Consider the following 23,415-nt stretch of genomic DNA (forward strand, 5'->3'; position numbering starts at 1 on the left):
ATATGCAAAATCTGCATGAAGGTGTTCTGGTCAGCGCAAAACCAGCGCGGCAAGTTCAGCCTTCAGGAACGGCAACAGCGCGTCGGGGGCCTCGATCTGGGGGAAATGCCCCTGACCATAGACGGTTTGGGGCACGTCACGCAGGCATTCCAGCGGATCGCGGCGATGGGCCGCATCCACGACGCCCGAGTTCAGCAGCCGCAGCGGAACGGCAAGGGCCGGCAAGCGATCAGCAATGCGCCAGGCGAACATGGCGTCGCGCAGCGCCAGAAGATCCTGCGGGTCGGCCTGAAGAATATCGCGGGTCATCGCGGCGCGCAGCGCGTCCGAGGTATCGGGTGCGGTGATCGCGTCGATCATGGCGCGGGTCTGGCCCGGCAGATCGGCGCCGAAAACCTTGCGGCGAAAGGCGATCTCCTCGGGCGGGGCCCCGCCGTAGAAGACCTTGTCGGCCAGCGTATCCAGCCCCAGGATCCCCGCCACCCGCTCCGGCGCAGCCAGGGCGGCCTCGACCGCGACGGGACCGCCCATGGAATGGCCCAGCAGCAGGACATCCCGCAGATCCGCCTGCACCAGGGCGGCGGCGATGCCCCGGCCCAGGGCCGGCAGATCGACCGGACCGTCCAGCGGCAGCACCGGGCCGCCGGGCATGTCCACAAGCCACAGCACATAGTCCCCGGCAAGACCGGGAAGCAGCGCATCCCATTGCCCCGCCTCCCCGCCCCAGCCGTGGATCAGCACCAGGGGCCGCCCCTGCCCGCCCGCGCAGGTCAGCCGGAACCGACCCACGGGCTGGACAATATCGAGGCGGTCCCCGGCCTTCATGCGGGCAGGCCCAGCTTGTCGCGCAGCGTGCCCTCGGCATAGGCGTTCTTGTAGAGGCCCCGGTCCTGAAGGATCGGCACCACCAGGTCGATGAAGTCGGTGAAGCCCTCCATGAACCAGCCGGGCATGATGTTGAACCCGTCGGCGGCGCCGCTTTCGAACCAGTCCTGCAACGTGTCGGCGACCTGCTCGGCAGAGCCGCAGAGCACCCAGTGCCCGCGCGCCGCCGCGACCAGAGCGTAAAGATCGCGCAGGCGCATGTTCTCGCGCCGCGCCTTCGACAGCATGGCGGCGGCGAAGGCGTGATAGGCGTCGTTCTCGCCCAGATCGGGGATCGGCCCGTCCAGATCATAGCCCGACATGTCGGTGTTGAACCGCTCCGACAACATGCCAAGCGCGGTGTCGTCATCGACGAAGCTCATCAGGCGAGAGAGCTTTTCGCGCGCCTCCGCCTCGGTCCGCCCGACCACGGGCATGACGCCCGGCAGCACGACCATGCTGTCCGCCCCGCGCCCGTTCTTCGGCAGCCGCGCCTTCAGACCGTCGTAGAAGGCAATCGCCTCGTCGCGGTCCTGGGTCACGGTGAAGACCACGTCGGCATGTTTCGCCGCCAGCTCCTGCCCGGGCTCGGAGCCCCCGGCCTGAAGGATCAGCGGGCGCCCCTGCGGCGGACGGGTGATGTTGACCGGCCCCTTCACCTTGAAGAATTCGCCGTCATGGTCGATGGCGTGAATCTTCGCGGCGTCGAAATACTGCCCCGTTTCGGGATCCTTCGGCGTCGCGCCCTCTTCCCAGGCGGTCCAGAGGGCATTGACCACCGCGATGAATTCCGCCGACATCTCGTAACGGCGGGCATGGTCGGGATGGACCTTGCCGAAATTCGCCGCCGCCTGCGGCGCAGAGGTGGTGACGGAGTTCCAAGCCGCCCGCCCGCCCGAGATATGATCGAGCGAGGCGAAGGCGCGCGCCAGCGTCCAGGGATCGCCGTAGGTCGTCGAGGAGGTCGCACCGAGGCCGATGTGCTTCGTCACCATCGACACGGCAGACAGCATGGTCAGCGGTTCCAGACGCGAACAGTAGGACGGGTGGGCCTTGGGATCGGCATTCAGGTTGTCGCCCATGAAGATCAGGTCGAACAGGCCGCGCTCGGCCTCCTGGCAGATCGCGGTGATCTGGCCGATATCCTCGAAACTGTCGACGGCGCCGGGCATCCGCCAGCCGGAAATGTGGCTGCCCGTCCCCAGAAGGAACAGGCCAAGACGCATCTGGCGGCTCATGCCCGGTACCCCGCATCGCCGCGATCCAGATCGCGCAGCAGCGCGGGCCATTCGCGTTCGCCCGGGATCAGGATATCGCCCTGAAGCTCCCAGAACTGGCGGGCGGCCTTTTCGCAGACATCGTGTTCGGGGATGACAAGGCCGATCCCCGAGGCGCAGGCGGCCTGCATCTGAAGCTGGATCTTCGCGGCGCGCTCGAAATAATAGAGCAGCATGAAGGCCTCTCCGGGGGTGCGGCCCACGGTCAGGATGCCGTGGTTGCGCATCAGCATGACCGGGTTGTCGCCCAGATGCGCGACGATGCGCTGCTGCTCGGCCTCGTCGATGGCGACGCCTTCGTATTCATGGAAGCCCTGGCGGTTGTAGAAGCGCATGGCAAATTGCGACAGCGGCAGCAGGCCGTCGGGCTGGCCCGACACGGCGGTCGAGGCATCCGAATGGGTGTGCAGCACGCAATGGCCATCCTCCCGCGTCTTGTGGACGGCGGCATGGATGACGAAGGCGGCCTTGTTCACCGTATATTCGGTGTCCTCGATGATGTCGCCCCGGGTGTTGATCTTCACCAGGGAAGAGGCCGTGATCTCGTTGAACAGCAGGCCGTAGGGGTTGATCAGGAACTCGTCCGACTTGCCCGGCACCCGCATCGAGATGTGGTTGTAGATCAGGTCGTCGAGGCCCAGCTTGGCCACCATGCGATAGGTCGCGGCCAGCGACACGCGGGCCTGCCATTCGGCGTCATCATAGCGCTCGGGTTTCGGATATTCGGTCATGTCGGTCCCTCTCAGGATCTTTTCGGGGAAGGGTCAGCCCTTGATGCCGCTCATCGCCATCCCTTGCGTGAAATACTTCTGCAAGAGGAGGAAGAGCAGGATCAGGGGCAGCGTGGCCACCGTGGCACCGGCGAAGGTCTCGCCCCAGTTCGGCAGCTGCGTCGGAGAGCCCTGTTGGGCAATGGCGACCTGGATCAGCTGGATCTCGGGGGCCTGGGCAATCACCAGGGGCCACAGGAAGCTGTTCCAGGAAAACAGGAAGGTCACCAGCCCCAGCGTCAGGAGGGGCACCTTGACGTTGGGCAGGATGACGGAAACGAAGGTGCGCAGGTGGCCGGCGCCGTCGATGCGGGCGGCGTCCTCCAGATCGCGAGGCAGTTCCTCGAAGGATTGCTTCAGCAGGAACAGCCCGAAGGGCGAGGCGATCCAGGGGATCATCACCCCCAGCAGGGTATTGTCGAGGCCGAGTCCCGAAACCACCTGGTACAGCGGCACCAGCATCGCCTCGACCGGCAGCAGGAAGGTCAGCAGGATCAGCGCGAAGACGACCTTGCTGCCGCGAAACCTGATCCGGGTCAGCGCATAGGCCGCCATGGAACACAGCACCAGCGTCAGCGCCACCTGCGCCGCCGAAACGATGGCGGTGTTGAGCAGCGCGTGCAGAATATTGGTGCGCGCAAACAGGGTGCGGTAGTTCTCCAGCACCGGGTGCACCGGCAGGAAGGTCTTCCACGACAGCGGTGTCACATCGGCAAAGATCGTCAGCTGCGGCTTGAAGGAATTCGACACGATCCACAGGAAGGGCGTGAAGAAGCACAGAACGATCGCGACAAGGATCAGCGACACGCCCAGGACGCGGCGGGAGCGGGAGCGGTTTTCGGTCATCAGTAGTTCCACCTTGCGCGCAGGATCCACATTTGCAGCAGCGAGATGCCCAGCACGATCACCAGCAGCACCAGCGACAGCGCCGAGGCATAGCCCGCGTTCTGCATCACGAAGGCGGTCTTGTAGATGTGGTAGACGATCAGGTTGGTGCTGTCGCGGGGGCCGCCGTCGGTCATCAGGAAGGCCGGCGCGAAGGCCTGCAGGGAAAACACCGTCATGATCACCACGACGAACAGCGTGGTGCGCGACAGCAGCGGGATGGTGATGTTCCACAGCACCTGGCGTTTCGTGGCGCCGTCGATGCGGGCGGCCTCGGCCAGTTCGTTCGGCACGCCCTGAAGGCCGCCCAGGAACAGGATGGCGGCAAAGCCCACCTGCTGCCAGGCGGTCATGATCGACACCATCAGCAGCGCCTGATCCGGCGAGGTCAGGAAGGGCTGGCGCGGCAGGCCAAGGGCGGTGATCACCCCGTTCAGCAAGCCGTTCGACGGGTCCAGCAGGAAGTTCCACATCGTCGCCACCACCACGGCCGAGGTCACCACCGGCAGCATGATGATGGTGCGCACGAGGCCGCGCGCGCGCAGCTTCGAATTCAGGAACAGCGCCAGTGCAAAGCCCAGCGGGATGACGATCACCACGACGCCGAGCGCGAACAGGAAGGTCGCCGCCAGGCTTTCGCGCATGTCCTCGTAGTCCAGCATGTCGGTGAAATTGCGCAGGCCGACGAACTTGGCCGCATGGGGGTTCAGCAGCGAGTAATCCAGCACCGAGTTCTTCGCCATCATCGCCAGCGGCAGGTACTGGAAGATCAGCAGCAGCAGCAGGAAGGGCGCCAGAAAGGCCAGCGCCGTGGCGGTGTCGCGGCGCCTGCGGCGGCGGCGGTCGGGGGCCAGGCCCGCCATATCGGATGAGGTCTGCTCGAACGTCGCGGACATGCGGCCTCCGTCGGGATCGGGAAAAGGGCCGGGCCCCCGAAAGGGCCCGGCAGTCGGGGAGGTCAGCGGCGCATCGCGCGATCCACTTCGCGCTCCGCGTCCTTCATCGCCTCTTCGGGATCGCCGCCGAAGGCGACCGAGCGCAGCGCATCGGTGACGATCCGGTCGTACTGGGCGAAATAGGGGCTGGGCGGACGCGGCTGGCCCCAGTGCTCAAGCTGGTCGACGAAAATCTTCATCGGATAGCTCTGATACTCGGGGAAGCGCGGGAAGAGCGATTTCAGCGTCGGCAGGTTGCCGCGCTCTTCGACGTTCATGTAGGCATATTCGCCCCATTCCATGTCCACCGCGAACTGCGCGGCGATGTCGGCATGTTTCGAACGCGCCGTCACGCCGATGGTGGTCGATCCGGTGTGCACGATGGGCGTCTTGAAATAGGGCATCGGCGTCACGCCCCATTCGATCACCGGATCCTTCAGCAGCGCATTGCCGGCAGCGGGGGTATCGACATAGAAGCAGGCCTTGCCGTCGAAGAAGGCGTTCGGGATGCCGGCCTTGGGCGCCACGCCCTCGGAATTGAAGAGCGAGCGGTAGAATTTCAGCGCCTCGATCGCCTCGGGCGTATCCAGGTAGCCCTTCACGGTCGAGCCATCGGGCGCCATCGCCCAGAAGGTCTTGTAGGCGGAACTGGAGGGATCGGCCTTGGGATCACCGGCAGAACGCTGGTAGATCAGGTCGTTGTAGACCAGACCGGGCTGACCATTGCCAAAGCGGGTCGGGCCAAGGCCCCAGATCTCGGGCGCGCCGGGCTCGCCCTTCTGGCAGGCCTTGAAGGCGGCCAGCGCCTCGGGCCAGGTCCAGGCGTCCTCCAGCGTCTTCGGCGGGTGGATGCCGGCAGCGTCGGTCAGGGTCTTGTTGTAGTACATCGCCACGGTGGTCTGCTCGATCCCCGGGGAATAGACATGGCCCTGGTAGGAATGCTCGGCCTTCGTCGCGGGCAGGATATCGTCGCTCCAGCCCTCGGGCAGGTACTTGTCGAGCGGCAGCAGGATGCCGGCCTTGGCGTAGGACTGGGTGTTCGGCCCGTCATAGACCAGGATATCGGGCGGATTGTCCGAGGAGGCCTGCACCGAGATCGTGTCGGCAAGCTGCGCGAAGGGCACCTCGTTGATCTCGAACGAGACGCAGGGATGGTCCTTCTGCCAAAGCTTCATCGGCGCGGGATAGGGATAGTTTCCGGGAGTGCGCAGGATGCGCAGCGTCACCGGATCACCATCGCATTGCGCGTCCTGCGCGAAGGCGGGTGCCGCCGCAAGGGCGGTTCCGCCTGCCAGCACCGCAAGGATGAGGGTTTTCATGAGAGGGCTCCTGTCGGGTTCGGGTTCTTGTTGTTTTCAGACGTATTTCAGACGGCGCGGCCCGTTTCCGCGTCGAACAGAGAGATCCTGTCGGGCGCCAGCGTCAGCCCGATCACCGCGCCCGCGCGGGGCGCCTGCGCGGGCGGGACCAGCGCCGTGCAGGGCTGATCCGCATGGCTGAAATGCACCAGAGAGGTCGCGCCCAGCAGTTCCACCAGATCGGCGCGCGGGCTGAGGATCGCAGCCCCCGGCGCGGCAACTGCGAAAGCCTCGGGGCGGATGCCGACATCCAGCTTGCGCCCCTCGGCCAGCGCGTGGCCGGGCGGCAGTGCCAGCACCAGACCGGCGCCCAGATCCAGCGCGCCCTGGCGCACCTCCCCGGCCAGGAAATTCATCTGCGGAGAGCCCAGGAACCCCGCCACGAAGCGGGTCGCGGGGCGATCATACAGCTCCTGCGGGGTGCCCTGCTGCTCGATCCGGCCATCCTTCAGCACCACCACACGATCCGCGAGGGTCATGGCCTCGACCTGATCATGGGTGACGTAGACGGTGGTCGCCGACAGGCGGTCATGCAGGCGGCGGATCTCGGCACGCATCTGGCCGCGCAGCTGCGCATCCAGGTTCGAAAGCGGCTCGTCGAAAAGGAAGACTCCCGGTTCGCGCACAATGGCGCGCCCCATGGCGACGCGCTGACGCTGCCCGCCCGACAGCGCCTTGGGGTGCCGCCCCAGCAGAGCGCTCAGCCCCAGGGTTTCGGCGGCGGCCTCGACCCGGCGGCGGATCTCGGGTTTCGGCACCTTCGCCAGCCGCAGCCCGAAGCTCATGTTCTGGGCGACGGTCATGTGCGGATAAAGCGCGTAGTTCTGGAACACCATCGCGATGTCACGCTCGCGCGGCTCCAGCCCGTCAACCCGGCGGTTGCCGATCCAGATCGCGCCCTCGGTCGGTTCTTCCAGCCCGGCGATCATCCGCAGCGTCGTCGACTTGCCGCAGCCCGACGGCCCCACCAGCACCAAGAATTCGCCATCCTGCACCTCCAGATCAAGGCCCCGGATCGTGTTGGCGGTGGCGCCCTCGTAGGTCTTGCCGATGCTTGCGAGTCTGACCTGAGCCATGACGATCCTTTCCGGAAGGCGGATATTCGGGGAGTACACCGGCACTGAAGCCGCGCAATTGGCATCCGTAAAGTCATTTCATGCATACACATGGGAATTTTCAGGACGTGACTTCCCGGGCTGTTCACTTTCAAGGCGCCGCTTCCGGAAGCCCGCCCAAAAGGCAGGCACGTAAAAATATGCTGGATAAACAGACAATCATAAGGAGGAAATCTCTGGATTCCGCCAACCCTCCGCAAATGAAGTATGGACAGGGCCTTGCGATTGCGTATGCAGATACAAGACTTTTGTATTCATTTTGGAGACTTCGATGGAACTCAACCTGACCGGCAAGACGGCCCTGATCACCGGCGCCTCCAAGGGGATCGGTTACAGCTGCGCCCTGACCCTTGCGGCAGAGGGCTGCAACCTGCACCTCGCGGCCCGCAACGGCGCGGCGCTGGCGGCCCTCAAGGCAGAGATCGAAGCCAAGCACGACGTCACCGTCACCATCCACCCCGCCGATCTGGGCTCTGCCGAGGCGATGATCGCCCTCGACGCCGCCGCCGGCGACTACGACATCCTGATCAACAACGCCGGCGACATCCCCGCCGGCCCGCTGGAGGAAGTCACCGACGAAGCGATCCGCACCGGGTTCGAGCTGAAGGTCTTCGGCTACATCACCCTGTCGCGGCTGTTCTGGCAGAAGCGCAAGGGCAAACCCGACAGCGTGATCATCAACGTCATCGGCAACTCGGGCGAGAACTGGGATGCGGCCTATTTCGCGGGCTCGACCGGCAATGCCTCTCTGATGTCCTTCACCAAGGCGATCGGCGGGCGTTCTCTGGATGAGGGCATCCGCGTCGTCGGCGTGAACCCCGGCCCCGTCGACACCGACCGCATGTTCAAGATCATGAAGCGCAAGGCCATCGACATGCTGGGCGATGAGAGCCGCTGGAAAGAACTTTACGAGAAATACCCGGGCAAGCGCCCCGCCACCGCCCAGGAAGTGGCCGACCTCTGCGCCTTCCTGGCCTCGCCCAAGGCCGGCTACATCACCGGCACCGTGGTCACCATCGATGGCGGCATCTCGGCCCGGGGCTCCGTGATCTGATGGCCGACCTCTCTGTCCGGAACCGGTATTTCGACGATCTCTTCTCCACGCCGGACCTGGCGTGGATGGGGCAGAACACCAACCACATCCCCGCCCACCCCGCCGTGACCGCCGCCATGGTGGCCTCGATCGAGGCGGGAGAGTTCAACGCCTATGCGCCCCCCCTGGGGTTCGAGGCCCTGCGCGCCGCCATCGTCGAGGATTTCGGCGTGCCCGGCCTTGAGGCGCTGGTGACCGAGGGCGGCGTGAACGCGCTGGCGCTGATCACCCGGGCGCGTGCCAAGCCCGGCACCACGCTGGTCACCACCGACCCCACCTGGAAATGGCCCTGCCAGTTCGCCGAGCAGCAGGGCGCCGAGGTGATCCAGACGCCGATCTACGGTCCCGAGACCGGCTACAAACTGACGCCCGACCTGCTGCGTGCCCATATCGACGAACGTTGCGCGATCCTCTACGTGGTCGATCCCAATAACCCGCTGGGCGTGACCTACTCGGCCGAGGAAATCACCGAGTTCGCCGCCATCGCGAAGGAGAACGGCGCGCTTCTGGTGCATGACTGCACCTATCGCGACTTCGCCGAGGGCCACACCCCCGCCGTCGCCGTGGATGCCGAGAACTGCATTTGCTCGCTCTCCTTCTCCAAGTGGCTGGGCCTTGCGGGGATGCGCATCGGCGGGCTGGTCGGCCGCCCCGAGCTGATCGCCGAGCTGGCCGCGGTGTCGACCTCGGTGCTGGGGGGCAACGTGGTGGCGCAGCGCGGCGCCATGGCCGGCCTCAAGGTCAAGGCCGAATGGATGGCCGAGGTCCGCCGCATCGACTTCGCCAACAAGGTCAAGATCAGGGCGGCAGCCGAAGCCATCGGCATGACCGTGCCGGTCTGGCCCTCGCATGGCAACTTCCTGGTGATCGAGACCGGTGCCACCGGCGTCACGCCGGAGGCCATCGTCGAGGCGGCGCGCCTGGATGGCGTGATGATCCGTCAGGGTGCCTACCATACGGCCGCGTTCGGCGACCGCTTCATCAAGGTGTCGACCACGGTCCCCGAGGCCTGGGCCGACAAGCTTGCCACCAACCTCGCGGGGTATGTCGAGACGGCCAGGGGCCTGACCGACGTCCCCGCCCTGTTCTGAGAGGGTGATCATGTACGCGACCGCACAGGACGGCACGAAGATCTACTACGAAACCGCCGGAGAGACCGGGACCCCGATCCTGTTCATCCATGAATTCGGCGGCAATTACGACGCGTGGGAGCCTCAGATGAGCTACTTCGCGCGCCGTCACCGCTGCATCACCTATGCGGCGCGGGGCTATGCGCCCTCCGACATTCCGACCGATCTGGAGCAGTATTCCCAGGCCATCGCGGTCGAGGATGCGGTGGCGGTGCTGGATGATCTGGGCATCGAGAAGGCCCATATCGTCGGCCTGTCGATGGGCGGCTTTGCCGTGGTGCATTTCGGCCTGACCCATCCCGACCGCGCCCTGTCGCTGACCATCGCCGGCGCGGGCTATGGCTGCGAGAAGGAGACGGAAGAGTACTTCAAGGGCGTCTCCCTGACCGTGGCCGACAAGTTCGAGGAAGATCCCGTGGCCTTCGCCGAGGTCTACGGCCGGGGCGCCAGCCGCGTCCAGTTCGAGAACAAGGACCCGCGCGAACATCTGAAGTTCGTCGCCCGCCTGGCCCGTCACGACAAGGTCGGCGCCGCCAACACCATGCGCGGCGTGCAGGCGCGCCGTCCCTCGTTCTGGGATCTCGAAGAGGGGCTGAAGGCCTGCACCCTGCCGACGCTGATCATGGTCGGCGACGAGGATGACCACTGCCTGCAGCCGGGCATCTACCTCAAGAAGATGATGCCCGCCTCGGGGCTGCTGATCCTGCCCAAGACCGGCCATACGCTGAACCTTGAGGAACCCGCGCTGTTCAACCTCCACCTGGCCGAGTTCCTGGCCCAGGCCGAGGCCGGTGCCTGGAAGCAGCGCGATCCGCGCGCCGATCCCGGCCAGGTCATGCGGACGGACTGAGCCATGACGGATGCCCCCCTGATCAACCCCGACCGGCTGTGGAAACGGCTGATGGACATGGCCCGGATCGGTGCCATCCCCGGCGATGGCGTGAACCGCCAGTCGCTCTCCGCCGAGGACCGCGCCGCCATGGCCTGCCTCATCGGCTGGGGCCGCGCCATCGGCCTGACGCCCGCCTTCGACCGGGCCGGGAACCTGTTCCTGACGATGGCGGGGACGACCGGGGGGGCGCCGGTGCTGATCGGCTCTCACCTTGACAGCCAGCCGACGGGGGGGCGTTTCGACGGCGTCTACGGCGTTCTGGCCGCCTTCGAGGCGCTGGAAACCCTGCATGAGGCCGGGATCACCCCACCCCGCCCGATCACCCTGGTCGCCTGGATGAACGAGGAAGGCAGCCGCTTTGCCCCCGGCATGATGGGATCGGAGGTTTTCGCGGGCGTGCGGACCCTAGACCAGATCCGCGCGGTCACCGATGCGGAGGGCATCAGCGTCGGGGCCGAGCTGGACGTGCTGGCCGAAAGCTTTGCCGGCATTGCGGTGCAGGAGCCGGGCTTTGCCCTTCATGCCTATCTAGAGCCGCATATCGAACAGGCCGACCACCTTGAGGCGACGGCGAATGTGATCGGCGCGGTGACCGGCATCCAGGGCAAGAAGACCTTCGAGGTCACGATCCTCGGACAGGAGGCCCATGCGGGCACCGAACCCATGGCGCGGCGCCGCGACGCGGTGCAGGCCTTCGCCCGGGTGGCGCTGGCCATGCAGGAGGCCGCGCTGGCCGCCGGCGAGGACATCCGCTTTACCATCGGCCGGGTCGAGGTGCTGCCCAATGCGCCCTCCGTCGTGCCCGCCCGGGTGCGCTTCCGCATCGACCTGCGCCATCCCGAAAACGCCGTTCTGGACGCCACCGCCACGGCGATTGAGGCCGCCTGCGACCAGGCCGCCCCCTGCGAGGTGCAGATCCGCCCCATGGTGGATGCCCCCGCCAACGCCTTTGCCGCCCCCCTGCGCGCCGCGATCCGCGACAGCGCCAAAAGCCACGGCTTTCCCGCCACCGACCTGCTGTCGGCGGCGGGTCACGATGCCCGCCACATGGCGCCCCTCGCCCCCTCGGCGATGATCTTCGTGCCCTGTCGCGGCGGGCTCAGCCATCACCCCGACGAATGGGCCGATCCCGCCCATCTGGCCGCCGGCGCCCAGGTTCTGCTGGATGTCTGCCTGCGCGCCGCTGCCACCCCCGACCAAGGAGACCTCTCATGACGATGAACGACATGGCGGAAATGCCGGTCCAGCTGCCGACCGATCCGAAGACCGGCGCCGAGGCGCGGGGCCGCTACTTCAACTCCGGCAATGCCTTCAACATCAAGCTGCCCCCGGTGCCGCCGCGCATCCTGCGCGAGGAGCCCGCGCAGGCGCTGGCCAAATCCGCGACCGGCTGGGTGCTGTGCGATCTTTCGGCGGAACTCGACTGTCCCTTCCCCGCCACCACGCCGCTGATGCTGGCGCGCTATGCGACCGTGCTGGCGGGCGAGAGCCTGGACACCACCTTCACTTGCACCGCCTCGATCTGGTACGTGATCGAGGGGACGGCCACGATCCATGTGGGCGAGGAGACCGCGATCCTGGGCAAGGGCGATGTCTTCCTGCTGCCCGGCGGCGTCGAAAGCCGCATCGAGGCCACGGCAACCTCCGTCTTCTGGGCCGTCGGCAACGATCCCCAGCTGGCGTTCGAGAAGGCCGCCCCGATCACCGGCCCCGAAGCCGCCACCGCCTTCGTCCACTACCCCGCCGCCGAAATCACCCACCAGCTCGACGTGGTCTACAACCGCGATGCGAACGAGACGACCTCGGGCCACGCGCTGATCTTCTCGGCCGAGCAGACCGAGGCCTCGCGCAATATCGCCCCCACCCTGACGCTCTCTCTCAACACGCTGAAGCCGCACAGCTTCCAGCCGCCGCACCGGCACAACTCGGCGGCGCTGACGCTGGCGGTGGCGGGCGATCCTGCCTATTCCATGGTCGATGACCTGAAATGCGACTGGTCTCCCTGGGCGACGCTCTTGACCCCGCCGACCGCCAAGCACAGCCATCACAATGACGGCGACACCAGGGCCGAGTTCCTGATCGTGCAGGACGGGGGCTTCTACTACCACGGTCGCACCATGGGGTTCGAATTCTTCTGATGCGCCTGATCATCGACACCGATACCGCCGGGGATGACTGCTTTTCGCTGCTGCTGGCGATGAAGACCCCCGGCGTGACGCTGGAGGCGGTCACGATCTGCAACGGCAATGTCGATTTCGACCAGCAGGCGGAAAATGCCCTGGCCACGATCGAGGCCGCCGGCCTGTCCGGGCAGGTGCCGGTCTACCTTGGCGCCCGCAAACCGCTGCTGGCCGAATGGGAGCCCGCCCAGATGCACGGCGCCGACGGCATGAGCGGCGCGAACCTGCCCCGCGCCCGCCAGCGCCCCGAGGATCAGCACGCGGTCGATGCGCTGATCGAACGCATCATGGCCGCCCCGGGCGAGATCGAGATGATCGCCCAGGCGCCGCTGACCAACCTGGCGCTTGCCGTCACGAAAGAGCCGCGCATCGCCAAGGCGCTGAAACATCTGTGGATCATGGGCGGCACCGACAACTCGGTCGGCAATGTCACCCCCTGCGCCGAGTTCAACTTCTACGTCGATCCCGAGGCCGCCGAAATCGTCTTCCGCGCCGGGTTCGACATCACCGTCTCGACCTGGACGCTGACCATGCGCGCCTCGACCTTCGATGCGGACCAGCTGGCGCGCCTCGATGCGCTGGAAACGCCGCTGTCGGAATTCTACCGCAAGGTCTCGGACACGCCGCGCAAGGTGGCGCTGGAACGCTACGGCCGGGTGATCTGCACCCATCCCGACACGCTGACCTGCGCCTGTGCCATCGACCCCTCGATCATCCGCGCCGCCCGCCCCGCCGTGGTCCGGATCGAGACCGCCGGCAAGATCACCCGCGGGTTTTCGGCCATGCATCCGGCCAAGCTTGGCGCGCGCTGGCCCGAGTACCACGACAACGCCCGCATCATCGAAGACGCCGACAACACCGCCTTCTTCGCCATGCTGGAACGGGCGTTCTCCGCATGACCCTCCCTCCCTTCCCCTTTCCCGGAGCCCCCGATGTCCGCTGACCAGAAGCCGATCCTCGATCTGCGCAACCTCTCCAAGACCTTCGGCGACATGAAGGCCCTGACCGATGTCAACCTCGCGGTGCAGCCGGGTGAATTCGTTACCGTCGTCGGCCCCTCGGGCTGCGGCAAGTCCACGCTGTTCAACATCGTGGCGGGGCTGGAAGAGCCCGACACCGGCGCCACCGTGCGCTTCGAGGACCGTTCGGTCATGGCAAAGGACCTGCTGGGGCGGGTGTCGTTCATGCCGCAGCGCGACCTGCTGCTGGCCTGGCGCAACGTGATCGACAACGCCATCCTGCCGCTGGAAATGGAGGGCGCCAACCGCGCCGAGGCCCGCAAGGAGGCGGCGCGGATGCTGCCGGAATTCGGCCTCTCGGGCTTTGACGGCAAGTACCCGCATGAACTTTCGGGCGGCATGCGCCAGCGCGTCGCCCTGATGCGCACCTTCATGTTCAAGCGCGACCTGATGCTGCTGGACGAACCCTTCGGGGCGCTGGACGCGCTGACGCGCACGATGATGCAGCGCTGGCTGCTGGATGTCTGGCAGAAGCACAAGCGCACCGTCCTTTTCATCACCCACGACGTGGACGAGGCGATCTTCCTGGGCGACCGGGTGCTGGTGATGTCGGCCCGCCCCGGCACCATCAAGCTGGAACGCCGGATCGAGCTGGAGCGCCCGCGCGGCGGCAACGTCGTCACCGCGCCCGAGTTCATCGCGCTGAAACGCGAGCTGCTGGAAGCCATCGAAGAGGAAAGCATGAAGACCTTCGGCCCCGTCGGCTGAGGGTCCGGGCGCTCTGGACAATCCCGGCGCGGTGGTTTCCTTTCGCCCCGGAGGGCCCCGGCCCTTCGCGAAGGAGAGGAGACCGCCATGCAGATTTCGATGATCATCAACGGGGCCGATGCCCAGGCCTCTGACGGGCGCTGCTATGACCGGCTGGACCCGGTGACCGGCGAGGTCGCCACCCGGGCGCCCGCCGCCACCCCCGAGGACGTGGCCACCGTCGCCCGCGCCGCCGGGGCCGCCTTCCCCGGCTGGGCCGCCACCGCCCCCGCCGAACGGCGCGCGCTGCTGCTGAAGGCCGCCGATGCGCTGGAGGCGATGACGCCCGAGATCGTCGCCACCGCCATCACCGAGACCGGCGCCACCGCCCCCTGGACCGGCTTCAACTGCATGCTCTCTGCCGGCATCCTGCGCGAGGCCGCCAGCATGACCACCCAGATCACCGGAGAGGTGATCCCGTCGAACAAGCCCGGCACCCTGGCGATGGCGCAGCGCAAGCCGCTGGGCGTATGCCTGGGCATCGCCCCCTGGAACGCGCCGGTGATCCTGGGCACCCGCGCCGTCGCCATGGCCATCGCCTGCGGCAACACCGCGATCCTGAAGGCCTCAGAGCTGTGCCCGGCCACCCATCTGGCCATCGGCGAAGCCTTCCGCCGCGCCGGCTTCCCGCCCGGGGTGATGAACGTGATCACCAATGCCCCCGAGGATGCCGCGCAGATCGTCGGTGCCCTGATCGCCGCCCCCGAAGTGCGCCATGTGAACTTTACCGGCTCGACCGCCGTGGGCCGGATCATCGCCCGCGCCGCCGCCGATCAGCTGAAGCCGGTGCTGCTGGAACTGGGCGGCAAGGCGCCGCTGGTGATCCTGGACGATGCCGATGTCGAGGCCGCAGTGAACGGCGCGGCCTTCGGCGCCTTCATGAACCAGGGCCAGATCTGCATGTCCACCGAACGGATCATCGTCCACGAGGGGATCGCCGACCGCTTCATCCCCGCGCTGGCCGCCAAGGTCGCGGGCCTGCCGGCGGGCGATCCCCGGGACCAGGTGGTGCTGGGCGCTCTGGTCACCCCGGAGGCGGCGCAGAAGATGGACCGGCTGATCGCCGACGCCACCGCCAAGGGGGCTACGCTGCTGGCCGGCGGCACCCGCGACGGTGCCGTGGTCGCGGCGACGCTGCTGGATCACGTGACCCCCGAGATGACGATCTATGCCGAGGAGAGCTTTGGCCCGGTGAAGCCGATCATCCGGGTGCGCGACGACGAAGAGGCGATCCGGGTCGCGAACGACACCGCCTATGGCCTCTCGGCGGCGGTCTACGGATCGGACATCACCCGCGCCCTCTCGGTCGCCGACCGGATCGAAAGCGGGATCTGCCACATCAACGGCCCCACGGTCGCCGACGAGGCGCAGATGCCCTTTGGCGGCGTGAAGGATTCGGGCTATGGCCGCTTCGGTGGCAAGGCCGCCATCGACGCCTTCACCTCGACCCGCTGGGTCACCATCGAGGATCCGCATCAGCACTTCCCGTTCTGAACCGCCCTTTTGCCAGGCGTTGACAGCGCCCCCCGATTGATCGCAGCCTGACCTCCGGAGGATCCCGCCCGCGCGGGACAGGAGGACGGGGCGCCAGGGCGCGCCCCGCATGGCACGGCAGAGGAGGCCCGCCAGATGCGCGATCAGGACAATCCCCCCGGGCTGAGCGCCGGGGGGGCCATCTTCGGTACGCTGAAGGCCCTCGGCGTGGATTATGTCTTTGCCAATTCCGGCACCGACTTCCCGCCGGTGATCGAGGGTCTGGCCACTGCCCGCCAGCAGGAACTGCCGCTGCCCCAGGCCATCACCGTCCCGCACGAGATGGCCGCCGTCAGCATGGCGCATGGCTATTTCCAGATCTCGGGCCGGGCCCAGGCGGTGATGCTGCACACCAACGTGGGGCTGTCGAACGGGGCGACGGGGGCGATCAATGCCTCCTGTGATCACATCCCCATGCTGCTGATGTCGGGGCGCACGCCGGTCACCGAAGAGGGGCGCTTTGGCGCCCGTACCGTGCCGATCGGCTGGGGCCAGGAGATGTACGACCAGACCGCCCTGGTGCGCGAGGCCACCAAGTGGGACTATGAGCTGCGCTTTCCCGAACAGCTGCCCGATCTTTTCGACCGGGCCCTGGCCATCGCGCGTTCCACCCCCGCCGGTCCGGTCTACCTGAGCCTGCCGCGCGAGGTTCTCTGCGCCCCCGTCGATCCCGCCACCCTGGGCCATCCGGCCCGCATGACCCCCGCCCTGACCGCCCCGCCGCCCGAGGCGCTGGCCCGCGCCGCCGCCCTTCTGGCGGGGGCACAAACGCCGCTCATCATCAGCCAGCGCGGAGCCGGATCGGCGCGCGCCTTCGAGGCCCTGTCCGCCTTCATCGACGACTGGGCGATCCCGCTGTCGCATTACTGGGCCAACCAGATCTCGGTCCCGATGACCCATCCGATGCAGATGGGCACCGACCCCGAGGCGCTGTTGGCCGAGGCCGACGTGGTGCTGGTGATCAACAGCCTGGCGCCCTGGTCGCCGGACCGGGTGCGGCTGCGCGACGATGCGAAGGTCATCCACCTTGGCCCCGACCCGCTGTTTTCCCGCACCCCGGTGCGCAACTTCCGCGCCGACCTGACCCTGCCGGGGGAAACCGCGCCGACCCTGCTGGCGCTGATCGCGGCCATGCAGGCCCACCCCCGCGACAGGGCCCGCATCGCCCAACGCCATACCCGCATCCGCGCCCTTTCGGAGGCCCGCCGCACCGATGTCATCGCCCGGGCCGAGGTCGGCTGCCGCGCCCCGATGACCAAGGACTGGGTCAGCCTGTGCCTGAGCCGGGCCCTCAAGGGCCGCCCCGCCACCGTCTATCACGAGCTTGGCTGCCCGCTGGAGCCACTCTCGCCCGATCAGCACATGGGCTATGTCCAGGAGCCCCATTCCGGCGGTCTGGGCTGGGGCTTTCCGGCGGCCCTTGGCGCGCAGCTCGCCGATCCCGAAAGGCTGGTCATCGCCACCATGGGCGATGGCAGCTACATGTTCGCCAACCCCACCGTCTGCCACCAGCTGGCCGAGGCGCTGGCCCTGCCGGTGGTGGTCCTCGTGCTCAACAACGGCGAATGGGGGGCGGTGCGCAGCTCGGTCGAGGGGCTCTATCCCGGCGGTGCGGCGATGCGGGCGAATGCCGTGCCGCTGACCGCCCTGACCCCCAGCCCCGATTTCGCCCGCGTGGCCGAGGCCAGCCGTGCCTGGAGCGAAACCGTGACCGAGGGCGCGGCGCTGCCGGCCGCCCTGGAGCGCGCCATCGACATCGCCACCCGCGAGCGGCGCCAGGTACTGCTCAACATTGCCATCGCCCCGACACAGGCCTGAGGCGATAGGATATTTCCCCTTCCCGCCGGACGGGAATCGGCTAAGGTTCAGGTCCGCACCGCGCAGGAGGAGGCCGGTGCGGGCCGGACCCGACGACCAGATGCGGGCCGGTCACCGAAACGGGAGGAGAAGATCCATGCTGACACGCCGTCACCTGCTGGCCGGGATGGCCGGCGGCCTTGCCCTGCTGGGCGCGGGCCCCGCCAGCGCCGCCGAATACGAGTTCAAGCTGCACCACTTCCTGAGCGCCAATTCCCCGGCCCAGACCAAGATGCTGGAACCCTGGGCCAAGGCGGTGGAAGAGGCCTCGGGCGGCAAGGTCCATATCGAGATCTATCCCAGCATGACCCTGGGCGGGCGCCCGCCCGAGCTGGTCTCTCAGGCGCGCGACGGGGTGGTGGACCTGATCTGGACGGTGAACGGCTACACCCCCGGCCTGTTCCCGCGCACCGAGGTCTTCGAACTGCCCACCGTCTACCGCAACGACCCTGCGGCGACCAACCTGGCGATGGCCGATCTGCTGCCGGATCTTGCCGGCGAATACAAGGGGCTGGAGGTGATGTTCCTGCATGTCCATGCCGGCCAGGGCATCCAGATGCGCGACAGCGCCGTGCACATGCCCGCCGACCTCATGGGCAAGAAGATCCGCGTGCCGACCCGCACCGGAGCCTGGGTGATCGAGGCCCTGGGTGCGGCCCCGGTCGCCATGCCGGTCCCGGAACTGCCGCCGGCGCTGCAGAAGGGCGTGGTGGACGGCGCCTTCATCCCATGGGAGATCATTCCGCCGCTGAAGATCCAGGACCAGACCGAATACCAGATCGAGGGCAAGGACGAGACCCGCTTCGGCACCACGACCTTCCAGGTCTCGATGAACAAGGGCCGCTGGGACGGCCTGCCCCCCGAGATCCAGGACGCCTTCCGCGCCGCCTCTGGCCCCGACTGGCTGGCCGAGGTCGGGGCGATCTGGCGCGCCTCGGACGATTTCGGCATCAAGCTGGCGGTCGAGAGCGGCAACACCCACATCGTTCTGACCGAGGAAGAGACCGCAGCCTTCGAAGAGGCCATGCAGCCGGTGGTGGACCGCTGGGTCGACGAGGTGAAGGGCAAGGGCATCGACGGTGCCGGGCTGGTCGAGAAGGCCCGCGCCGCCACCAAGGCCCACGCGACCCGCTGATGGGCAGCCCGGTCGCGGCCCCCCGGGAAGGGCAGGACGGCACCGGGTTCACCGGCGCCGTCACCCGCATCGTCACGTTCTGGGCGCTGCTGGGCGGGGCGCTGCTGCTGATCGTGGTGGCGCTCAACATGGCCTCGGTGATCGCGGGTATCTTCGGCGCCCCCCTGCCCGGCGATTTCGAACTGACCGAGATGGGCGTGGCCGTCGCGGCCTTCGCCTTCCTGCCCTATTGCCAGATCACCGGCGCCAACGTGACCGCCGACATCTTCACCTCGGGCGCTTCGCCCCGGGTGATCGCCTTCCTCAGCCTGATCGGCGCGCTGGTGGCGCTGGCCTTCAGCGCCCTGCTGATCTGGCGGATGTACGCGGGGCTGCTGGATCAGAAGGCCTACGACTACACGACGGCGATCCTTCAGGTGCCGCACTGGTGGGCCTTCGTGCCGATCCTGGCCTCGCTCGGGCTGCTGGCCCTGTCGGCGCTTGCCTCCCTGATGCAGGAGGCCCGCCGCCTGAGCCCGGAGGGAAAGACCGATGAGTGATGCGCTGAGCCTCGGGCTGGGCGGTCTGGTGGCGCTGATCCTGCTGATCGGCCTGCGCCTGCCGATTGCCTATGCGATGATCCTGGTGGGCGGCATCGGCACCGTACTGATCAGCGGCCCCGCGCTGGTGCTGAGCCAGCTGAAGACGCTCGCCTACGGGCAGTTCTCGATCTACGATCTGTCGGTGGTGCCAATGTTCGTGCTGATGGGGGCGATTGCCTCCAAGACCGGGCTGTCGCAGGCGCTGTTCCGGGCGGCGAATGCCTGGCTGGGCTGGCTGCCCGGCGGCACCGCCATGGCCGCCATCGCCGGTTGCGCGGGCTTCGGGGCGGTCTGCGGATCGTCGCTGGCCACCGCCTCGACCATGGGCAAGGTCGCCCTGCCGGAGCTGCGCCGCTACAACTATTCCGGCGCGCTGGCCACCGGCACGCTGGCGGCAGGGGGCGTGCTGGGCATCCTGATCCCGCCCTCGGTGGTGCTGATCATCTATGCCATCATCGTCGAGGCCAATATCGTCACCATGTTCATGGCGGCCTTCCTGCCCGGTGCGCTGGCGGTGATCCTGTTCCTGCTGACCATCGCCGCCTATGTGGCGATCCGCCCCGAGGCCGGCCCCAAGGGCGGCACCCCCGACCGGGCCGAGTTCACCGCCGCGACCCTGGGCATGATCCCGGTGCTGATCATCTTCGGGCTGGTCATCGGCGGCATCTACCTGGGCTTCTTCAACCCGACGCCGGCGGCGGCGGTGGGGGTCTTTCTGGTGCTGGCCTTCGGGATCGTGCAACGCCGCCTCGGCCTGCCGGCGCTGCGCGAGGCGCTGCTGGAGACCGCCGCGACCAGCGGGATGATCTACCTGATCCTGCTGGGCGCGGAGATGCTGAAGATCTTCATGTCGCGTTCGGGCCTGCCGCAGGAGACCGCCGCCTGGGTGGTGCAATCGGGCCTGGCGCCGATGCTGGTGCTGATCCTGCTGCTGGTGGCGCTGATCCTGCTGGGCTGCCTGATGGATTCCCTGTCGATGATCCTGCTGGTGGTGCCGTTCTTCTGGCCCGTCCTGGTCGAGGTCAACGGCGGCCTCTACCAAGGCGCCGAAGGCGCGGGCTTCGGCATGAGCACGGAGGACCTGAAAATCTGGTTCGGCATCCTTGCGCTGATCGTGGTGGAGCTGGGGCTGATCACTCCACCGGTGGGGATGAACGTCTTCGTCATCTCCTCGCTGGCGAAGGATGTGCCGATGGCCCAGACCTTCCGCGGCGTGGCGCCCTTCTTCGCCGCCGAGATCCTGCGCGTGGTGCTTCTGGTGGCCTTCCCGATCCTGATCCTGGGCTTGCCACGGCTGCTGTCGTGAGCAGAGAAAGAAGCGACGGGATTGCCCCGCCCGGAGAGATCCGGGCGGGGTTTTCCGTTCAGAAGCTCTTCCAGTCGCCGGATTGCTCGAAGGCATGGGCGGCGCGGTAGATCGTCGCCTCATCGAAATGGCGCCCCACCAGCATCATGCCGACCGGCAGCCCGTCGGACAGGCCGCAGGGCACCGACATCGCCGGGTGATGGGTGATGTCGAAGGGACAGGTGATCGCCACCGGCTGGTGGGCATGGGTCACGATCTCGGCAAGGGTGGCATCGGGGCCGGGCAGCGGCTGGGCGGTGACGGCGGTCGTCGGCATCAGCAGCAGGTCGACCTGCGCGAGCTGGGCATCATAGGCGGCGCGCAGTCGGCGCGAGATGTTCATCGCCTTGCCGTAGTAGCGCGTGCCGTATTTCTGCGTCACGTAGCGCCCTGCCAGCAGCGCGATCTTGGCGGTGGGCGAAAGATCATCCGCCGAACGCCGCCAGCCCCGGTAGTGGTCCATCATCGAGACCGCATAGAGATCCTGGCGCGAGGCGCCGTAACCGTCGCCCTCGAACATGGTGGTGAAGGCGCCCTCGGTCACGATGGGTTCGAAGATCGCCCCGGCCTGCTGGTGCATCGGCACCGAGACCTCGATCACCTCGGCACCAAGCGCCTCCAGGCGCTTTGCCGCCGCGCGGACCTTGGCATTGACCGCCTCATCGGCGAAACGGCTTTCGAAGCCTTCCTTCAGGATGCCGATCTTCAGGCCGCGAATGTCGCCGCTCAGCGCCTTGGTGTATTCGGGCACGACGGGCGCCTTGATGCGGGGATCGAAGCCGTCATCCCCGGCGATCACCTCCAGCAGCAGGGCGTTATCCTCGACCGTGCGGGTCATCGGGCCGGCGTGGTCGATCTGGATCTCGATGGGCATGATGCCGGTATAGGGCACCAGGCCATGGGTCGGCTTCATGCCGTAGATGCCACAGAAGGACGAGGGCATCCGGATCGAGCCGCCCTGGTCGCAGCCGATCGACATGTCGACCTCGCCGGTGGCGACGGTCACGGCAGAGCCCGAGGAAGAGCCGCCGGCGGAATAGCCATGCCGCCAGGGGTTGTGGACAGGGCCGGTCGCATTGGTGAAGGAGCTGCCGGTCATGCACAGCAGTTCGCAATGGGCCTTGCCGACGATCTCGGCGCCGGCGTCCAGCATCCGGGTCACCACCGTGGCGTCGAACTCGGGCACGTAGCCTTCCAGATGCGGCGTGCCGTTCATCATCGGCACGCCCGCCAGCATCACGTTATCCTTGAGCGAGACGGTCTTGCCCTTCAGCTTGCCACTGGCCGCCCCCTTGACCGAGCTTTTCCAGTACCAGGCATTGTGGGGGTTGTCCTGCGGCAGGACGCGGTGGCCGGGGGTGCGGGGATAGCGGACCTCGGGCACCTCGTCGGCCATCTGGGCGACGACGGTGTAGGAAGAGAGGCGCTCGGCGATCGCGCTCTGGTAGGCGTCCAGCTCGCTCTCGGAGAAGGACATCCCGTAGGTCTCCGCGGTCTTGCGAAGCTCTTCGCGGGTGGGTGCATGAACTGCCATTGTGCCGATCCTGATTGACTGCATTTCCGCAAGGCTATGCGAGCGCGTCGGGATCGGCTTGGCTGCCCCAGCCAAAGTCATGGTCCGTATCGGCCAGGGATCGGGGCGCGTGCGGGCGCAGTGTCAGTAGCCGCGCCCGGGATCGTAAAGGCTCTGCATCGGGCCGCCTTCCAGGTAGGCTAGGAGGTTGCCGCTGACCTTGACGAAGAAGCGATCCTCCTCGGGGCCGCCGGTATAGCTGACATGGGGGGTCAGCAGGATCTTCGGATGGGTCCAGAACGGGTGCCCCTCGGGCAGGGGCTCGGGCGCGGTGACATCCAGCGTCGCCTGCGCCAGCTGACCACTGTCAAGCGCGGCCAGAAGCGCCGCATCGTCGATCAGACCGCCCCGGGCCACGTTGACCAGATGCGCGCCCTGCGGCAGCGCCGCCAGGAACGCCGCGTCGATCATGCCCCGGGTCTCCTCGGTCAGCGGCGCGGCGACGACCAGGTGATCGGCCATGGCCGCGACCTCCAGCGGATCGGTCGTCATCTCGACCCCGGCCATGCCGCCCGGACGGGCGGAGCGGCGGCTGGCCAGGATGCGCATGTCGAAGGCCAGCGCGCGGCGCGCGACCTCTTCGCCGATGGCCCCGAAGCCGATCAGGCCCAGGCCCCTGCCCTGCACCCCGCCCATCGGGATATGCTCCCAGTCCTGCGGGCGATGAACCCGGCGGCCCTCCAGGTCCTTGGAGACACGCAGCACTGCGGCCAGCACGTATTCGGCAATCTGCGGTGCGGTCAGCCCCTGGCCGGTTGTCACGATGCGGCCCGCCTTCAGCCAGTCGGGATAGGCCTCGGTGCCCACCGAATAGGTCTGCACCCATTTCAGCGCCGGCAGCGCCGGGCCCTCGCCCGGGGCCTGTCGCCAGGACGGCATCGCGCGGGTCAGCAGGATCTCGGCCTCGGGGGGGATCCGCCAGGGGGCGTCGCGGTCGAGGCAGTCGATCACCACAGGGGCGCAGGGCAACGCGGCGATGCGCTGGCCGAAAGCGGCGCTGATCTGGTTGACGATCACCGGTCCGGTCATGGCGGAAACTCCTGGGAAAGCACGTCGGGCTGGCCGCCGGGCGGCCGGTTGAATGCCCCCTGTCTGGCCGCTTCATCCCCGGAAGGCCAGACCTGCC

The 23,415-nt window shown here is 67.5% G+C and carries 21 protein-coding genes; 12 read left to right on the forward strand and 9 right to left on the reverse strand.

What is annotated here, in order from left to right; translation table 11 throughout:
- Positions 1–30 precede the first annotated feature (30 nt).
- The 7 genes from KM176_RS14480 to KM176_RS14510 form a co-directional block, all read right to left on the reverse strand.
- Positions 31–825, reverse strand: a complete 795-nt coding sequence (locus KM176_RS14480) for an alpha/beta fold hydrolase (protein ID WP_160894767.1) — start codon at positions 823–825, stop codon at positions 31–33.
- Positions 822–2,102, reverse strand: a complete 1,281-nt coding sequence (locus tag KM176_RS14485; protein ID WP_160894766.1) for an LLM class flavin-dependent oxidoreductase — start codon at positions 2,100–2,102, stop codon at positions 822–824. The genes KM176_RS14480 and KM176_RS14485 overlap by 4 nt, the downstream gene beginning before the upstream one ends.
- A complete protein-coding gene (locus KM176_RS14490; RefSeq protein WP_160894765.1) occupies positions 2,099–2,872 on the reverse strand; it encodes a class II aldolase/adducin family protein in 774 nt (257 codons plus the stop codon). The genes KM176_RS14485 and KM176_RS14490 overlap by 4 nt, the downstream gene beginning before the upstream one ends.
- 33 nt (positions 2,873–2,905) lie before the next feature.
- Entirely contained in the window at positions 2,906–3,757 is an 852-nt protein-coding gene (locus tag KM176_RS14495) for a carbohydrate ABC transporter permease (RefSeq protein ID WP_160894764.1), read from the reverse strand.
- A complete protein-coding gene (locus KM176_RS14500) occupies positions 3,757–4,692 on the reverse strand; it encodes a carbohydrate ABC transporter permease (RefSeq protein ID WP_160894763.1) in 936 nt (311 codons plus the stop codon). The genes KM176_RS14495 and KM176_RS14500 overlap by 1 nt, the downstream gene beginning before the upstream one ends.
- A 62-nt stretch (positions 4,693–4,754) precedes the next feature.
- Positions 4,755–6,050, reverse strand: coding sequence for an extracellular solute-binding protein (locus tag KM176_RS14505; protein WP_160894762.1), 1,296 nt, complete (start codon positions 6,048–6,050; stop codon positions 4,755–4,757).
- Positions 6,051–6,097: 47 nt separating this feature from the next.
- On the reverse strand, positions 6,098–7,165 hold the full coding sequence (locus KM176_RS14510; protein ID WP_160894761.1) for an ABC transporter ATP-binding protein: 1,068 nt from the start codon (positions 7,163–7,165) through the stop codon (positions 6,098–6,100).
- 310 nt (positions 7,166–7,475) lie between these two features.
- On the opposite strand from KM176_RS14510, the gene KM176_RS14515 reads away from it, so the two are divergent.
- The 12 genes from KM176_RS14515 (at position 7,476) to KM176_RS14570 (ending at position 20,677) form a co-directional block, all read left to right on the forward strand.
- Positions 7,476–8,258, forward strand: coding sequence for an SDR family oxidoreductase (locus KM176_RS14515; protein WP_160894760.1), 783 nt, complete (start codon positions 7,476–7,478; stop codon positions 8,256–8,258).
- A complete protein-coding gene (locus tag KM176_RS14520; RefSeq protein ID WP_160894759.1) occupies positions 8,258–9,388 on the forward strand; it encodes a pyridoxal phosphate-dependent aminotransferase in 1,131 nt (376 codons plus the stop codon). Before KM176_RS14515 ends, KM176_RS14520 begins: the two co-directional genes overlap by 1 nt.
- Before the next feature lie 10 nt (positions 9,389–9,398).
- A complete protein-coding gene (locus KM176_RS14525) occupies positions 9,399–10,277 on the forward strand; it encodes an alpha/beta fold hydrolase (protein WP_160894758.1) in 879 nt (292 codons plus the stop codon).
- A 3-nt stretch (positions 10,278–10,280) separates the two neighbouring features.
- Complete coding sequence (locus KM176_RS14530; RefSeq protein ID WP_160894757.1) at positions 10,281–11,534, forward strand: Zn-dependent hydrolase; 1,254 nt, start codon at positions 10,281–10,283, stop codon at positions 11,532–11,534.
- Positions 11,531–12,457, forward strand: a complete 927-nt coding sequence (locus KM176_RS14535) for a cupin domain-containing protein (protein WP_160894756.1) — start codon at positions 11,531–11,533, stop codon at positions 12,455–12,457. Before KM176_RS14530 ends, KM176_RS14535 begins: the two co-directional genes overlap by 4 nt.
- Entirely contained in the window at positions 12,457–13,398 is a 942-nt protein-coding gene (locus KM176_RS14540; protein WP_160894755.1) for a nucleoside hydrolase, read from the forward strand. Before KM176_RS14535 ends, KM176_RS14540 begins: the two co-directional genes overlap by 1 nt.
- 33 nt (positions 13,399–13,431) lie before the next feature.
- On the forward strand, positions 13,432–14,226 hold the full coding sequence (locus tag KM176_RS14545) for an ABC transporter ATP-binding protein (RefSeq protein WP_160894754.1): 795 nt from the start codon (positions 13,432–13,434) through the stop codon (positions 14,224–14,226).
- A gap of 87 nt (positions 14,227–14,313) precedes the next feature.
- Complete coding sequence (locus tag KM176_RS14550; protein WP_160894753.1) at positions 14,314–15,759, forward strand: aldehyde dehydrogenase; 1,446 nt, start codon at positions 14,314–14,316, stop codon at positions 15,757–15,759.
- Positions 15,760–15,894: 135 nt separating this feature from the next.
- A complete protein-coding gene (locus KM176_RS14555) occupies positions 15,895–17,616 on the forward strand; it encodes a thiamine pyrophosphate-requiring protein (RefSeq protein ID WP_160894752.1) in 1,722 nt (573 codons plus the stop codon).
- A gap of 136 nt (positions 17,617–17,752) precedes the next feature.
- Positions 17,753–18,790: a TRAP transporter substrate-binding protein gene (locus KM176_RS14560; protein ID WP_160894751.1), complete on the forward strand. Its 1,038-nt coding sequence runs from the start codon at positions 17,753–17,755 to the stop codon at positions 18,788–18,790.
- Positions 18,790–19,329, forward strand: a complete 540-nt coding sequence (locus tag KM176_RS14565) for a TRAP transporter small permease (protein ID WP_160894750.1) — start codon at positions 18,790–18,792, stop codon at positions 19,327–19,329. The genes KM176_RS14560 and KM176_RS14565 overlap by 1 nt, the downstream gene beginning before the upstream one ends.
- Entirely contained in the window at positions 19,322–20,677 is a 1,356-nt protein-coding gene (locus tag KM176_RS14570; RefSeq protein WP_160894749.1) for a TRAP transporter large permease, read from the forward strand. Before KM176_RS14565 ends, KM176_RS14570 begins: the two co-directional genes overlap by 8 nt.
- A gap of 58 nt (positions 20,678–20,735) precedes the next feature.
- Here the strand turns inward: KM176_RS14570 and KM176_RS14575 are convergent, their stop codons facing one another.
- A complete protein-coding gene (locus KM176_RS14575; RefSeq protein WP_160894748.1) occupies positions 20,736–22,250 on the reverse strand; it encodes an amidase in 1,515 nt (504 codons plus the stop codon).
- A 123-nt stretch (positions 22,251–22,373) separates the two neighbouring features.
- A complete protein-coding gene (locus KM176_RS14580; protein WP_160894747.1) occupies positions 22,374–23,318 on the reverse strand; it encodes an NAD(P)-dependent oxidoreductase in 945 nt (314 codons plus the stop codon).
- Positions 23,319–23,415 lie beyond the last annotated feature (97 nt).

The organism is Pseudooceanicola endophyticus (assembly GCF_018760365.1).
GTDB classification, from domain to species: domain Bacteria; phylum Pseudomonadota; class Alphaproteobacteria; order Rhodobacterales; family Rhodobacteraceae; genus Pseudooceanicola; species Pseudooceanicola endophyticus.